Raw genomic sequence first — 14,233 nt, forward strand, 5'->3', positions numbered from 1 at the left:
ACCGGCCTCGACCGTTTCGACCGCCGTGGCCGGCGCCCCCCGGTGGTCCTTCGCCGGGCAGGCCCCCCGCGTCGTCGCGGCGGGCCTGCGGAACCGTGCGGGCGGCTCCCTGCCGCACACGGCTCAAGTCCGCCGGTAGGGCGATTCAGCTTTTCTGTGCATCGATGGACCGGCGGGCGGACCGGCGGACCGGTTCACGTCAGGGCTGGATATTGATGTAGGGGTCCCAGTAGTAGTAACCCTGCTTCTCGCCCTTGTGGTTGAGAATCATGAAACTGAAGTTGTAGGTGACCCTCCCGGTGTCAAGTACCTCGCACTCCCAGTAGTAGTTGTTGATTTTCTGGATCGTGGGGTTCAGCGGGTCCCGGCTGTTCGGCTGCGGCTCGTTGAGGACGATCGACCTCGGCACGGGGGTGCTGATCAGATCCTGTCCTGAAAGGGCGTTGAACCGGTAGAGGATGCTGGTGTACTCGGAGTTCAGGGACAGTGTCGTCTCACGCCACCTGATGATGTCCATGGGGGAGGCGTTGACCGTCAACTCGGTGCCCGGAGTGCTCCCGATCTGGTTCTGCCGGGTGGTCATGTAGATCAAGTTGCCGCTGTCGGGGATCGACGTGGGGCTGTTCGGATCAGTGTTCCTGCCGTATCTTCCGATAATGGTTTCCGCGTCGACGGCGATGAGGACGTTGATGAATTCCGACATACAGAAATTCTCCCTGTGGCGTCCGTAAAAGCAGACCCTGGTCCAGGATCCTGCAATCGCGACCTGATCGTGAATCGCCCTTACCGGAAATCTTGCCGAGCGGGTCAGCCATTGTCAATATTCATGCGGCATGATCCTGGAGGGGCTTTCCATAAGGGCGCCCGGCATGGATGTCAAGGGGTCGCGTCCCCTTCTTTTCCGGCAACATGATAATTGCCGTTCCGTATTGCCGTTAAGTGCGAGTCCATACACCGCAGGACAGGAAGAATAGAACCATCGATTCATGGACATCTCGATAAATATCGAGACTGGGATGGTGAATAAAGGCGGTCGCGTAAGCGGGTGCCGCTTGAGGCCAGGGACCGGGGATGCCACCGGCGGGGATCAGGGCGCGGCCACCACGCCGGCGCCGAGGTGACCGGAGTACGGGCGGCCCCAGCGGATGCGGGCACGTTCGGCCGGTGATGGGGGTGTGCCGCGTGGGTGGCGAGCGGGGGAAAAGGGGTGCTGAGCTATCCATGGGGATTTATCGGGATAGCTCTATGTTTGCAGTTCGTGGATCGGGTAGTTCGGGGGGCACCGGATACCACGGAGGAACACAATGGGCTGGAGTTACCGTAAGTCGATCAAGATGGGCCCGTTCAGGCTCAACCTGTCGCGGAGCGGTGTCGGACACAGCTATGGCGGTCGTGGATTCCGCGTCACCAAAACGGCTGACGGGCGGCGCACGATCACCGTGAATCTGCCGGGCGGCCTGCACTGGAAGAAGACGCTGGGCAGCAGCAAGAGCTGACACCCACGAGCCGGCCGGCCGCCCGTCCTGCCCGGGCCGGCCGGTCCTTTCCTCCCCGCCCTGACCGCCGGGTCACCCGGCGGGGGGCGGGCTCCAAGAGCGACCAGGCAGGCGACGGGCGCCCCCGGAAGCTTCCGGGGGCGCCCGTGGACGTTCGCACCGGCGGATCGGCGGTCAGGGCGCCTGGAGGGTCAGGAGCTGATCGCTTCCAGGACGCGGGTGGCGGCTTCGGTGAGCGGGATCTCTTGTTTCTCACCGGTGGTGCGGTCGCGGAGTTCCGCCACCCCTTGGGCCAGGCCCCGGCCGATGATGAGGATGGTGGGGACGCCCAGGAGTTCGGCGTCCGTGAACTTGACGCCGGGGGAGACGCCGGGGCGGTCGTCCACGAGGACGCGGACGCCCTGGGCGGACAGCTCCTCGGCCAGGCGGAGGGCCACCTCCACCTGGTTGTCCTTGCCGGTGCCGACGATGTGGACGTCGGCGGGGGAGACTTCGCGGGGCCAGACGAGACCCAGGTCGTCGTGGCGCTGCTCGGCGAGGACGGCCACGGCGCGGGAGACGCCGACGCCGTAGGAGCCCATGGTGATGCGGATGGGCTTGCCGTCGGGGCCGAGGGCGTCCAGGCCGGCGGCGTCGGCGTACTTGCGGCCCAGCTGGAAGATGTGGCCGATCTCGATGCCGCGGTCGATGGCGAGCGGGTTGCCGCATCGGGGGCAGGAGTCGCCGGGGCGGACCTCGGCGGCCTCGATGGTGCCGTCGGGCCGGAAGTCGCGGCCGGCGACGACGTGGGCGGCGTGGCGGCCGGCCTCGTTGGCGCCGGTCACCCAGGAGGAGCCGTCGACCACGCGGGGGTCGACGAGGTAGCGGATGCCGAGCTTCTTGAGGACCTGCGGGCCGATGTAGCCGCGCACGAGCCCGGGGTGCCGTTCGAAGTCGGCGGCCTCGAAGATCTCCGGGACGCCGGGCGACAGGGACGCCTCCAGCCGCTTGAAGTCGACCTCGCGGTCGCCGGGCACGCCGACGACCAGCGTCTCGGCGTCCTTGACGCCGGGGGTGCGCACCTTGACCACGACGTTCTTGAGGGTGTCGGCGGCGGTGATCCCGAGACCGTGGTGCTCGTTGACGTACGCGACCAGCGACTCGATGGTCGGCGTGTCGGGGGTGTCGAGCACCTGGAGCGGCGGGTGCGAGCCGGTCACGGCGGGCGGTGCCGGCGTGACGACGGCCTCGGCGTTGGCGGCGTACCCGCATTCGCGGCAGGCCACGAAGGTGTCCTCGCCGTTGGGCGCGGGCGCGAGGAACTCCTCCGACGCCGAGCCGCCCATGGCCCCCGACATCGCGAAGCAGATCTTGTACTCGATGCCGAGCCGGTCGAACAGCTTGATGTACGCCTCGCGGTGCTGCTCGTAGGACCGCTTGAGGCCGTCGTCGTCGAGGTCGAAGGAGTAGGAGTCCTTCATGACGAACTCGCGCCCGCGCAGGATGCCCGCCCGGGGCCGCGCCTCGTCGCGGTACTTCGTCTGGATCTGGTAGAGGACGACCGGGTAGTCCTTGTAGGAGGAGTACTCGCCCTTCACCATGTCGGTGAACATCTCCTCGTGGGTGGGCCCGAGAAGGTAGTCGGCCCCCTTGCGGTCCTTGAGCCGGAAGAGCGTGTCGCCGTACTCCGACCACCGGCCGGTGGCCTCGTAGTACTCGCGCGGCAGCAGGGCGGGGAACAGGACCTCCTGGCCCCCCATGGCGTTCATCTCCTCGCGCACCACGCGGGTGACGTTCTCCATGACGATCTTGCCGAGCGGCAGCCAGGAGTACACGCCGGGCGCGACGCGGCGGATGTAGCCGGCGCGGACGAGGAGCTTGTGACTCGGCACCTCGGCGTCCGCCGGATCCTCACGCAGGGTGCGCAGGAACAGGGTGGACATACGCAGCAGCACGGCTACTCCTCGGTCGCGGGGGCGGTGTGAAAGGTTCGGGAGGTCCCGTTGGTTGATACCTACGGATAGTCCTACAGGTTATCGAGTCCCCGGCGGTGGCCGCCCGCGTCGTGCGGCCCTCCGGCCGGACCCGGAGGAGAGGAGAGGGTAACGGTACCGGATTATCTCGACGCCTTCGCCGTGTGCGACTGGCCGGGAGCGCCGGGGTGAACGACAATCTGCACCATGACCCCGCGGGGCCGGTGAGCTCCGCTGAGGAAGGCCGCTAAGGAGGCCCGATGCCACTGCGCGTGGCGGTCGTGGGATCCGGTCCAGCCGGCATCTACACGGCCGAGGCACTGACCAAGCAGGCGGGTGGACCGGTCGAGGTCGATGTGCTGGACCGGCTGCCCACGCCGTACGGACTGGTGAGGTACGGCGTCGCCCCCGACCACACGTCGATCAAGTCGATCGCCGGCTACCTGCGCCGGGTGCTCGAGCAGCCCACGGTGCGGTTCCTCGGCGGGGTGGAGCTCGGGAAGGACGTCTCGGTCGCCGACCTGGCCGCCTGCTACGACGCGGTGGTGTACTGCACGGGCGCCATGGTGGACCGGCGGCTCGGCATCCCCGGCGAGGACCTGCCCGGCAGCGTGGCCGCCACGGACTTCGTGAACTGGTACTGCGGCCACCCCGACGTGCCTCCGGAGACGTTCTCGCTGGACAGCACGGACGTCGCGGTGATCGGGGTCGGCAACGTCGCGGTGGACGTGGTGCGGGTGCTGGCCCGTTCGGCCGAGGAGCTGCGCGCCACCGACGTGCCGCAGGAGGTGCTGGACCGGCTGACCAAGAGCCAGGTGCGCACGCTGCACATGATCGGCAGGCGCGGGCCCGAGCACGCCAAGTTCACGCTCAAGGAGCTGCGTGAGCTCGGCGACCTGGAGAACTGCGACGTGTCGGTGCGGCACGACGAGGCGGGCGACAGCGACGTGAGCGCGTTGTCGCGTCAGGTGCGGGGCAACGTCGAGGTGCTGCGTTCCTGGTGCGCGCGGGCGTCGGCGGGGCGGCCGCGGCGGCTCGACGTGCGGTTCTGGCTGCGCCCGGTGGAGATCCTCGGCACGGGCCACGTGGAGGGGCTGAAGCTGGAGCGCACCGTGCTGAAGGACGGCCGCGTCACCGGCACCGGGGAGTTCGAGGTCATCCCGGCGGGCATGGTGCTGCGCTCGGTGGGGTACCAGAGCGTGCCGCTGCCGGGGGTGCCGTTCGACGAGTCCACCATGACCGTGCCGAACGTCGCGGGGCGGGTCGCCGAGGGGCAGTACGTCGCGGGGTGGCTCAAGCGGGGCCCGACCGGGGTGATCGGCACCAACAAGTCCGACGCCGCCGAGACCGTGCGCACCCTGATCGCCGATCTCGCGGCCGGCCGCGAAGCGCCCGCGTCCCGGCTGGACGACGTGCTGGCCGCGCGCGGGGTGAGCCCGGTGACGTACGAGCAGTGGTTGTCCATCGAGGCGGCCGAGGCGGCTCTCGCGGCGTCGCTCGGCCGCGGTGAGCACGTCAAGCTGGTCGGCCTCCCCGCCATGTTCGAGGCCTGTGGCCGCACCTCCCTGCCCGGCCCCTCACTCTGATCGAGGGCGGTGGTCACGCGTCGGTGCCGTCCAGGGCGGCCTCGGCGCGGTGGAGGGCGGCGAGGAGGGTTCTGACGGTGGCGGGCTCGTCGAGCACGCCTCCCCCGGCGTCGCGGCGGGCCTGCCAGGCCGCGACGCGGGCGGCGTACCCGGCGTAGGTGGCGAGATGGAAGGCGTACACGGCGGCGTAGCGGCTCACCAGGTGGGAGGGGTGCATGTCCCACCCCTGGGAGAAGCCGTTGCGCAGTGAGTGGCGCACCGTCGCGGCGTGCGCCCGCCACAGCGCGTGCGCGTCGGAGGTGGCGTCGGAGGCGGGGGCGGCGGCCAGCGAGCCGTCCGACAGCTCCACGCCGGTGCCGGCGAGCGTGGTGCGCATGACCTCCCGCGCGTGGTCGCACGCCGGGTGGTCGAGGCGCTGCTCCGCGGGCGGCAGCCCGCACGCGGCGGTGTAGTCGAACACCCCGAAGTGCGCCGCCGCGAGCCGCCCGCCGAGCGAAGGCACGAGGTCCGGCGAGCGCTGGAGGAACAACACGGTCTGCGGCGCCTCCACCTGCATCTCGAACCGCAGTGTGTCGGCGGCCAGCCCGAGCCCCGTCTCCAGCCCGGCGAGGCACGAGGCGAACTGCCCGAGATAGGCCTCCATCAGCACCTTGGGGAAGGTCACCGCGAACCCGGGCGGCAGCTCGCCCACCCGGTCGAGGACACCGGTGAGGAACAGATCGAGCGTGCGCAGCGACCGGCCGGGGTCCCCGTCGGCGAACGACTTCACCCGGGGCCCCCAGCGGCGCGGCAACGTGCCGTCCGCGTGGGCCGCGGCCACCGCGCCGGCGGCGGCGACGGCGTGGGCGTCCTCCTCGGCGGCCGGCCGCACGCCGTAGCCGTCCTCGAAGTCGATCCGCAGGTCCTCGACGGGTTCGGCGGCCAGCTTGCGCGCCACCCGGCCCCGCACGTCCGCCGCGAGGTCGCCGGGCAGGCCGAACACCTCGGCGAGGGACCCGGCGGCGGGCAGGTGCCGCTCCAGCAGGCCGAGCGCCACGTCGCCCCACTCCCGCGCGGTGCCCGGCCCGAACCGGTCCGCGGGCACGTAGACGGTGTGCACCGGCTGCCAACCGCCTGGCGGCCCTGGGAACCGTTCCGACTGCTCCCGGTGCGCGGCGGCGAACCCGGGGACGTCGTCGTGGCGGCCGAGTGTGGTGCGCACGGTCAGACCGTGTCCACCAGCTCGCGCCACCGCCGCACCCGCTCGCGGTCGACGGGCGCCGACCACGACCCGCGTACGGCCCGGCCGACGTGGAAGGCCCGCACACCGTAGTCGAGCAGCGGGGGCACCAGGTGCGGCTCCAGGCCGCCGCCGGCGAGGATCAGCGGCGCGTCCCCGGCCTCGGCCCTGGCGCGCAGCACCGGCAGCCCGCCCGCGATGCCGGACGGGTCGCCGGAGGTGAGGACGGTGGCCAGGTTCGGCAGCAGGCGGATGGCCCGCCAGCCCGCCTGCACGTCGGCGGCGTGGTCGACCGCCCGGTGGAACGTCCACGGCAGCGGCGTCACCGCGTGGATCAGCGCCTCGGTCGCCGCGAGGTCCACCACGCCCGCCGCGTCGAGGAACCCGAAGACGAACCCGGCCGCGCCGGCGTCGGCGAGCGAGCGCGCGGCACGGCCGAGGCTTTCCAGTTCGTCCGGGGTGGCCGTGTAGCCGGGGTTGGACCGGAGCATCACCATCTGCGGCAGCGCGGACTGCTTGGTGATCGCTTCGACGGTCTCCGGTGCCGGGGTGAGTCCTCCGGTGGAGATGTCGGCCACGATCTCCAAGCGGTCCGCACCGCCGTCTTCTGCGGCCACGGCGTCGCGCACGTCGAGCGCGATCACCTCAAGCAGCGAACCGGTCATGGGTTCAGAGGTTATCCGACCGTCCTGTCCAGAGTTGGACCGCTACCAGATAGAACCCGGCGGCTGTCCGGAGTTGCCACTCTGGACCGGATCTGACCATGGTGACGCTCAGGCCGGTGAGTAGGACGGGCGTAGGGCCTGGGCCTCGGACGCGACCCTGCTGACCCTGCTCCAGCGCAGCGCGGCCTCGGCCGCGCCGGGCAGGCCGGCGGCCCGCTGGAACAGCGCGCCGGAGGCACGGTGCGGCAGGTCCACGGTGCGTACGTGCCGGAAGCCGAGCCGCCGGTAGTACCCCTGGAGGCCGGGGTTGTCCTTGGAGCAGTCCAGCCGCAGCCAGTCCAGCCCGGCCGCGGCCACGCGCAGCGCCGCCCAGTCGAGCAGGGTCTCGCCGAGCCCGCGCCCGGAGAACGCCCGGCCCACCGCCAGTTTGTGCACATAGAGCGCGGACTCCGGCCGGTCGGCCACGGTCCAGAACTCGGCGTCGGCGTTGTCGTCCAGGGCGAGCGTCGCCGCGGGCACCAGGCCCTCGCCGCCGGTGCCCTCCTCGGCGCCGTCCAGCACGAAAAGGGTCTGGGCTTCGATCAGCGGCTCGATCCGCGCGGCGGGGAAGCCGGCGGCCGGCCACTGCCGGATGCCGCGTCCGTGCAGCCAGCCCGCCGTGTCGGCCAGCAGCCGCAGGACTCCGGGGAGGTCGGCGGGGGTGGCGGTACGGAGCGTGAGCGACCTGGCCTGCTGGAGGGTGTGGGGAGACATGGAGGATCCTTTCGTGACCGCTGGTATCGCCTCGAACACGGAACGTGCTCGAACTTGGCGTACGGCTTTCTCAGTCAAAGCCCGGGTGAAGTCCGGTCACCGCACGCGTCACTGGCGTGTCCGGCCACGGCGGGACGCGGCGCGTGCGAGAGAGGGGGACCGGCCACCCCCACAGGGGCCGGTCGGGCCGGGCTCAGGTCAGCTCAGCGCGAGCTCGTACCTGATCAGATGCTTGTCGGCGGGCAGGACCGAGACGGCAACCCGGACCGGCAGGTCCTCTGAGTCGAAACCGACCCGGACATATACGACAACAGGCGTACCAGGTTCAAGTTGCAGCCGCGCGGCTTCCTCCGGAGTCGGCATACGCGCGGAGATGTCGTCGACGACACGGACCTGCCGATGGCCCAGCTCTTCCAGCACGCGGTTGGCGCCCCGCGTGATGTCCGCGGGCCGGGCGATCTCCGAATCGCGCACCAGCGTGTAAGGGAAGTAGGAGTCGTTGGTGTTGTAGGGCTGGTCGTCGACGAACCGCAGGCGGCGCCGCACCACGGCGACCGCGCGCTCCTCGAGCTGGAGCCGGGTGGCGATCTCCTCGGGCGGCTCCACGATGGAGACCTCGATCTCCTGGCTCGGCTTGCGGCCCTCTTTGCCCACCGCCTCGGCGAAGGCTTCTCTGCGGACGATCCCCGGGGCGGCGTTCAACTCGTCCTGCGGCCGCATCAGCAGGGCACGGCGGTCGCGGACGAAACTGCCGCGGCGGCGCATCCGGGTGATCAGGCCCTCGTTCTCCAGCTCGGCGAGCGCCAGGCGCACCGTGTTGCGGCTGACCTCGTGGCTGTCCATGAGGTCCATCTCCGTAGGCAGCTGGGCACCCGGCCCGAGCTCGCCGGAGTAGATCGCCTTGCGCAGCTCGCCGGCCACCTGCTGGTACAGCGTCGACCGTGCCAAATCTCACCTACGGTTGCGTCCTTTTGTACCTACGAATCTAGACGATCTCGATCTGACAGCAAACAACCCCTTGACCCGAGCCGCGCGGACCCGCATTATCCAAACGTTGGTACAAATCCATCAAAGAGTCGGCGAGGGGAGGGGCCTGTGCTGGCGGTCCGGGCGGGAACGGCATATCTGCCGTGGCATGATCCGCGGGAGGCGACGCGGTTGTTGCGTTACGCGTTGCACCGCGAGGGGTTCACGCACACCTACCAGAGCAGCGGCAACGGGATGGCCGTCCTCTCGGTGACCACCGAGCTGACCGTGTGGTGCAGGAAGGGCTCCTTCGTCTGGACCGAGGACGGCCTCACCGTCACTCACCCGTCCGGCGACCCCGCCGGCGCGGCCCAGCTCATCAAGCGTCATCTCCGCAGGCCGGCCGAGGAGGACCCCCAGGACATCTGGGAGGACGACTCCGCCGGGCGGCCGCCCCAAGGCTCCGTGCGCTGAACGTCCGCCAGGACCCCAACCCTCGCCGGGGTCCTGGCGGTCGCGCCGGGGCGGAACGTGTCCTGGCGGGTCCCCCACGCCCGCCAGGACACGTTTCCGTTATCGCGGCTGGTTTCCCATTCCCGGTGAAGTGCGCGGGAACACCGTCCCATCTCCATCCGGCATGACCGGTCCGGCATCGCCGTAAACCGACCGGTCGGTATGGACGGCTGGTATGCCGTGCGGCATCATCGGAGGGCATGACCCTTTTCTCCGTCGAAGGCAAGGCCGTCGTCGTCACCGGGGGCTCGCGCGGCATCGGCAAGATGATCGCGGCGGGGTTCGCCGCCGCCGGGGCGAGGGTCTACATCTCCTCGCGCAAGGCCGCCGACGTGGAGAAGACCGGGGCCGAGCTCGGCTGCGTCGCCGTCCCGGCCGACCTGTCCACCCCCGAGGGCGTCGAGACGCTGGCCTCCGCGGTCGCCGCGCGGGAGGACCGGCTGCACGTCCTGGTCAACAACGCCGGGGCGACCTGGGGCGCGCCGCTCGCCGACTACCCCGAGCACGCCTTCGACAAGCTCTGGGGCATCAACGTCAAGGGGGTGTTCCTCCTGACCCAGCGGCTCCTGCCGCTGCTGCGCGCCGCCGCCACGCGCGAGGACCCGGCCCGGGTGATCAACATCGGCTCGGTGGACGGCCTGCGCGTGCCCATCGTGGAGAACTACGCCTACTCGGCGGCCAAGGCGGGCGTGCACATGCTGACCCGCCACCTCGCGCGGGTGCTCGCCCCGGAGTCCATCACGGTGAACGCCATCGCCCCCGGGCCGTTCGAGTCGAAGATGATGGCCTACGTCCTCGACGACCCGCAGGGCAGGGCCGCGGTGGAGGCGCACGTGCCGCTCGGCCGCATCGGCCGGCCGGACGACATGGCCGGGGCCGCGATCTTCCTGGCCTCGCGGGCGGGCGCGTACCTGACCGGTGCGGTCATCCCGGTGGACGGCGGCGTATCCACGTGCTGACACAGAAACTTTCGCCGGATTTGTAACACAAACGGCAAAAGATCACTCTTGTCGTGGTTATCGGTTGATGCCACCGTGATCACATGGTCAAGCGTCTTCCGGCGATCCTGCCGGTCGTCACCGCGCTCGCGTTCGCCCTCACCACGGGCGTCGCCGACGCGCACCCCTCCCCCAAGCCGACCACTCCCCCGGCGTGCGACCCCACCGGGACCGCACCCGTTCACCTGAACAAGGTTCCCACCCCGGCCAGTGTCCTCGGGTTCGACCTCGGCTCCCGCGAGGTCACCTCCGCCGAGTCCGACACCCTGCTGGCCGCCATCGACCGGGCCACCGACCGCGTCGTCACCGGCACCCTGGCCACCACCGCCCAGGGCCGCCCCCTGAAGTACGCCATCGTCGGCAAGCCCGGCAACGTCACCAAGCACGGCCTCGCCGCCATCGAGAAGTCGATCAAGACGCTGCGCGAGCCTCTCACGCCGCCCGCGCTCGCCAAGCTGATCGCCGCGAGAACCCCCGCCGTCCTGTGGGTCACCGGCAACGTGCACGGCAACGAGGAGAGCGGCGCCGACGCCGCGCTCAAGACGCTGTACGACCTGTCCGACCGGGACGACTGCGCCGCGCGCCGCATCCTGGACAACGCGATCGTGGTCGTGCTGCCGGTGCAGAACCCCGACGGCCGCGAGGCCGACGACCGGCGCAACGCCTACGGCTTCGACATGAACCGCGACTGGTTCGCCCGCACCCAGCCCGAGACCGACGGCAAGCTGGAGATGCTGCGCAAGTACCCGCCGCAGGTCTACATCGACGCCCACGAGCAGGGTGGCACCGCGTACTTCTTCCCGCCGAACGCCGACCCGATCCACCACGAGATCGCCGAGCCCGCCTACTCGTGGATCAGCGACGTGTACGGCCCGGCGATGATCGACGAGTTCACCGAGCGCGGCATCCCGTTCACCAACCGGGACGTCTACGACATGTTCTACATGGGGTACGGCGACACGGTGCCCACCACCGGTTTCAACGCGGCCGGCATGACGTTCGAGAAGGGCAGCAGTTCCCCCATCGCGGCCCGCACCGCCGAGCAGGCCCTCACCCAGTGGGTGACCCTGTCGGCCGCCGCGGCCCGCAGGACGAGCATCCTCACCGCCTGGCACGGCATGTACGCCGAGGCGCTCAAGCAGGGCCTCGCGGGCGAGCTGGAGCCGAACCAGATCTACAACCCGGGCAACGAGATCATCACCCAGGTGCCGGACCGCAAGATCCGCAACTACTTCCTGCGCGCCGACGACCCGGCCAAGAAGGCGGCCGTCGACTCGATCGTGCGCAGGCTCCAGCGCATGGACGTGCGGGTCTACACGCTCACCAAGTCGCTCACCGTGCCGGACTTCAAGGAGTACGGCCAGGCCGAGGCGCGCACCACCCTGCCCAAGGGCACGTACTGGATCCCCATGGCGCAGGGCCAGAAGCACTGGATCCAGGCCATGCTGGGCGAGGACAGCTACACGCCGTTCCCCTACTTCTACGACGTGACCGCCTGGAGCCTGCCGCTGCTCGCCAACGTGTCCGGCGGGTCGTCCGGCGTGCCGCTGCACGTCCACGGCAGCCCCGCCAAGGACGTGGCGCCGGTCGTGTCGCCGCCCGCGCCCGCCGCCGCGCCGGCGATCGGCGTGCTGCGGCTGTCCACCTCCACCTCGGCGGTGGAGTCCACCGGCTGGCTGCGGCACCGGCTGGACCGCGACTGGAAGCTGCCGTACACGCTGCTGACCCCCGCGGACGTCGCGGCGGGCAAGCTCGCGGGCCTGGACGTGGTGCTGGCCCCGGCGGGCTCGGCGACCGCGGCCAACACCGCGCTCGGCCAGGCCGGCCGGGACGCGCTGCGCGCCTGGGTGAACGAGGGCGGCCGGTACGTCGGCTGGAGCGGCGGCGCCCAGCTCGCCTCCCTGGCCGGTGTCACCACCGCCACCTTCACCGCGGCCACATCGGACGTGCCCGGGTCACTGTTCCGGGTGAACGTCGCCAAGGGCCCGCTGTCGGCCGGCGTCGGCGCCACGGCCTGGCAGTTCTACTCCTACGACGCGCTGATGCGGCCGTCGGACCCGGCGCACGTGGTGGCGTCGTACCCGGCGGCCGGGTCGGCCGACTGGTTCGTGTCGGGCTTCCAGGTCGGCGCGGAGGAGCTGGGCGGCACGGCCGCGATGCTGGATGAGCCGCTCGGCGCCGGTCATGTGGTGCTGTTCGCCGGTGAGCCCAACTTCCGGGCGTTCACCGACGGCACGGCCCGCCTGCTGACCAACGCGATCGGCGCGGACCTGCCCGCCGGGCCCGCCGCGAAGGCACGTCTCGCCGCGCCGTCCGCCGCGCCGTCCGCGCTGCCCGCTTTCGAGTCGCCGATCCGGGTGACCGCCGGGGCGGCCGACACGGCGAAGGTCGCCCAGGTGCTGGCCGGGTTCGGCGCCCGGTGGACCGAGGAGGCGGCGCCCGGCGGCGCCGTCCGGCTGGTCGTGGACAACCCCGAAGGGTTCGGCCTGCACGAGCACCCGTGGGCGTCCCGGCTGCCGAAGGCCCTTCAGGACGCGGGGGTGCGGCCGCTGGCCGTCGTGCTGCCCTAGCCCCGTTTTCCGCACATCGCCCTCGACGACCTGCACGGATCACTCACCGCACCGAATATCACAGAACACCTGACCAGGGACATTCGGGCCCTGCGGAAAACAGGCCTAGCCACCGGCGCTCGCCGCCGCCCCGCCCGGTCACAGCAGGCCGAGCAGGGCGGCGGTGAGCCGGTCGGCCGCCCCCGGGGAGTCGGCGAGGTACAGGTAGGGCTCCACCAGCTCCAGCTCGATCACCGCGGGGGTGCCGTCCGGCAGGCGCACCAGGTCCACCCGGGCGTACAGCGGGGGCACGGCCAGGGTGGCGAGCACCCGCGCGGCCAGGGCGAGCTGGTCGGCGGCGGGCTCGCGGGCCGACGTGCCGAGGTGCCTGCCCTGCGGGGCCGCCGGGGCGAGCATGGCGTTGCGGCGGCGGGCGTGGCTGAACTCGCCGCCGAAGTAGACCAGGGAGGTCTCGCCCTCGGCCTCCACCATGGCGAGGTACGGCTGGACCATCGCCACCCGCCCGGCCGCGGTCAGAGAGCGGGCGTGCTCCTCCGCGGCGGAGCGGACGGCGGTGCGGACGGTGTCGCGTGCCCCGGCCGACACCGAGGGCTTGACGACGTACTCGGCGAGTTCCGGCAGTTCCACCGGCTCGCCCGGCCGGACCCAGGTGGTGGGGACCGTGGGCACGCCGAGGTCGCGCAGGTAGGACTTGTCGGAGTTGAGATCCAGCAGGCCGGCCGGGTTCAGCAGCCGCGTGGCGCCCTCCGCCTTGTACGCCCAGGCCACGAACTCGTCGCGGCGGTGCACGTAGTTCCACGTCGAGCGCACCACCGCGGCGTCGAAACGCTCCCAGCGGACGGCGGGGTCGTCCCAGCGGACGGCGCGGCCGTCGATCCCGGCCCGCGCCCAGGCGTCCAGCAGGACCGCCCGGTCGTCGTCCGGACCGTCGTAGGTGACATACGCGACCTTCAGCACAGCTCTCCCACCCTGGCCTGTCAGCATCGTGAGCATCGTACGGACATGTCGCGAACGGCACGTTCGCCGGTACGCGTCACCAGGCGTTTGGCTGTCAGGTTCTTCGAGAGGCGGTGGTGTGGGTAGACAAATATCATGATGGGGGGGATGTCATGAAGAACGTCGCCATGGTCGTCACGCTCGCCAGCATCGCCCTGTCCGGCACGCTCAGCGCGGCGAGCCCGGCCGGGGGTCCGCCGGGCGCCGAGGAGAAGACGTACGTCAGCCGCGACCAGTACAGGGTGCTCCTCGGCCAGTGCCGGTACGCCGACACCCCGGCCATGCGCGCGGAGTGCCGTACCCGGGTCGCGCAACGGTACGCCGTCGGCCGACAGGCCCGCGTCTCCCTCGACTGCCGCACCTACTCCAGCGTGACGGTCTGCGGCGAGCTCACTCTCAGCCCTCGCGAGCAGGCCTGCGTCCGCAGGGCCGTCGCCCAGGGCCTCACCGCGCGCCGCGCCGAGGTCGAGTGCTACGCCTTCTACTGATCCGCGACCCGCCGGCCCGTGCCCCGCTCGC

General features: G+C 71.0%; 13 protein-coding genes. 6 read left to right on the forward strand and 7 right to left on the reverse strand.

Annotated elements, in window-relative coordinates; genetic code table 11:
* Positions 1 to 199: 199 nt before the first annotated feature.
* A complete protein-coding gene (locus tag ABGB17_RS13955; RefSeq protein ID WP_347629271.1) occupies positions 200 to 703 on the reverse strand; it encodes an inclusion body family protein in 504 nt (167 codons plus the stop codon).
* Positions 704 to 1,304: 601 nt separating this feature from the next.
* Here ABGB17_RS13955 and ABGB17_RS13960 point away from each other — a divergent pair.
* A complete protein-coding gene (locus tag ABGB17_RS13960) occupies positions 1,305 to 1,496 on the forward strand; it encodes a DUF4236 domain-containing protein (RefSeq protein WP_347629274.1) in 192 nt (63 codons plus the stop codon).
* Positions 1,497 to 1,687: 191 nt separating this feature from the next.
* On the opposite strand, the gene ABGB17_RS13965 is transcribed toward ABGB17_RS13960, so the two are convergent.
* Positions 1,688 to 3,430, reverse strand: a complete 1,743-nt coding sequence (locus ABGB17_RS13965) for a proline--tRNA ligase (RefSeq protein WP_347629276.1) — start codon at positions 3,428 to 3,430, stop codon at positions 1,688 to 1,690.
* 278 nt (positions 3,431 to 3,708) lie between these two features.
* Between ABGB17_RS13965 and ABGB17_RS13970 the strand changes: the two genes are divergently transcribed.
* Positions 3,709 to 5,034 (forward strand): FAD-dependent oxidoreductase, encoded by a 1,326-nt coding sequence (locus ABGB17_RS13970; protein WP_347629278.1) that lies wholly within the window; start codon positions 3,709 to 3,711, stop codon positions 5,032 to 5,034.
* A 13-nt stretch (positions 5,035 to 5,047) separates the two neighbouring features.
* On the opposite strand, the gene ABGB17_RS13975 is transcribed toward ABGB17_RS13970, so the two are convergent.
* From ABGB17_RS13975 to ABGB17_RS13990, 4 genes are all read right to left on the reverse strand, one after another.
* Positions 5,048 to 6,235 (reverse strand): aldolase, encoded by a 1,188-nt coding sequence (locus ABGB17_RS13975; RefSeq protein WP_347629280.1) that lies wholly within the window; start codon positions 6,233 to 6,235, stop codon positions 5,048 to 5,050.
* Between the two features lie 2 nt (positions 6,236 to 6,237).
* The gene (locus ABGB17_RS13980; protein WP_347629282.1) at positions 6,238 to 6,918 is read right to left on the reverse strand and encodes a copper homeostasis protein CutC; all 681 of its coding nucleotides are present in this window, start codon (positions 6,916 to 6,918) and stop codon (positions 6,238 to 6,240) included.
* 108 nt (positions 6,919 to 7,026) lie between these two features.
* Positions 7,027 to 7,671 carry a GNAT family N-acetyltransferase gene (locus ABGB17_RS13985; protein ID WP_347629284.1) on the reverse strand — a complete coding sequence of 215 codons (645 nt, stop codon included), beginning with the start codon at positions 7,669 to 7,671 and terminating at the stop codon, positions 7,027 to 7,029.
* Between the two features lie 198 nt (positions 7,672 to 7,869).
* On the reverse strand, positions 7,870 to 8,619 hold the full coding sequence (locus tag ABGB17_RS13990) for a GntR family transcriptional regulator (protein WP_347629286.1): 750 nt from the start codon (positions 8,617 to 8,619) through the stop codon (positions 7,870 to 7,872).
* 147 nt (positions 8,620 to 8,766) lie between these two features.
* Here ABGB17_RS13990 and ABGB17_RS13995 point away from each other — a divergent pair, with 147 nt between their 5' ends.
* The 3 genes from ABGB17_RS13995 (at position 8,767) to ABGB17_RS14005 (ending at position 12,718) form a co-directional block, all read left to right on the forward strand.
* Positions 8,767 to 9,111, forward strand: coding sequence for a hypothetical protein (locus tag ABGB17_RS13995; protein ID WP_347629288.1), 345 nt, complete (start codon positions 8,767 to 8,769; stop codon positions 9,109 to 9,111).
* Between the two features lie 239 nt (positions 9,112 to 9,350).
* Positions 9,351 to 10,109, forward strand: coding sequence for an SDR family oxidoreductase (locus tag ABGB17_RS14000; protein WP_347629290.1), 759 nt, complete (start codon positions 9,351 to 9,353; stop codon positions 10,107 to 10,109).
* A gap of 83 nt (positions 10,110 to 10,192) precedes the next feature.
* Complete coding sequence (locus ABGB17_RS14005) at positions 10,193 to 12,718, forward strand: M14 family zinc carboxypeptidase (RefSeq protein ID WP_347629292.1); 2,526 nt, start codon at positions 10,193 to 10,195, stop codon at positions 12,716 to 12,718.
* Between the two features lie 138 nt (positions 12,719 to 12,856).
* Here ABGB17_RS14005 and ABGB17_RS14010 read toward each other — a convergent pair whose 3' ends face one another.
* Positions 12,857 to 13,702 (reverse strand): hypothetical protein, encoded by an 846-nt coding sequence (locus ABGB17_RS14010; protein WP_347629294.1) that lies wholly within the window; start codon positions 13,700 to 13,702, stop codon positions 12,857 to 12,859.
* A 125-nt stretch (positions 13,703 to 13,827) separates the two neighbouring features.
* Between ABGB17_RS14010 and ABGB17_RS14015 the strand changes: the two genes are divergently transcribed.
* Positions 13,828 to 14,202 (forward strand): hypothetical protein, encoded by a 375-nt coding sequence (locus ABGB17_RS14015; RefSeq protein WP_347629296.1) that lies wholly within the window; start codon positions 13,828 to 13,830, stop codon positions 14,200 to 14,202.
* The last annotated feature ends 31 nt before the right edge of the window (positions 14,203 to 14,233 follow it).

It is taken from the genome of Sphaerisporangium sp. B11E5 (genome assembly GCF_039871875.1).
Taxonomy (GTDB): Bacteria; Actinomycetota; Actinomycetes; order Streptosporangiales; family Streptosporangiaceae; genus Sphaerisporangium.

Coding starts and splice junctions, on each gene's coding strand:
- ABGB17_RS13955 (WP_347629271.1), bottom strand. CDS start 703: ATGTCGGAATTCATCAACGTCCTCATCGCCGTCGACGCGGAAACCATT.
- ABGB17_RS13960 (WP_347629274.1), top strand. CDS start 1,305: ATGGGCTGGAGTTACCGTAAGTCGATCAAGATGGGCCCGTTCAGGCTC.
- ABGB17_RS13970 (WP_347629278.1), top strand. CDS start 3,709: ATGCCACTGCGCGTGGCGGTCGTGGGATCCGGTCCAGCCGGCATCTAC.
- ABGB17_RS13980 (WP_347629282.1), bottom strand. CDS start 6,918: ATGACCGGTTCGCTGCTTGAGGTGATCGCGCTCGACGTGCGCGACGCC.
- ABGB17_RS13985 (WP_347629284.1), bottom strand. CDS start 7,671: ATGTCTCCCCACACCCTCCAGCAGGCCAGGTCGCTCACGCTCCGTACC.
- ABGB17_RS14000 (WP_347629290.1), top strand. CDS start 9,351: ATGACCCTTTTCTCCGTCGAAGGCAAGGCCGTCGTCGTCACCGGGGGC.
- ABGB17_RS14005 (WP_347629292.1), top strand. CDS start 10,193: ATGGTCAAGCGTCTTCCGGCGATCCTGCCGGTCGTCACCGCGCTCGCG.
- ABGB17_RS14010 (WP_347629294.1), bottom strand. CDS start 13,702: ATGCTGACAGGCCAGGGTGGGAGAGCTGTGCTGAAGGTCGCGTATGTC.
- ABGB17_RS14015 (WP_347629296.1), top strand. CDS start 13,828: ATGAAGAACGTCGCCATGGTCGTCACGCTCGCCAGCATCGCCCTGTCC.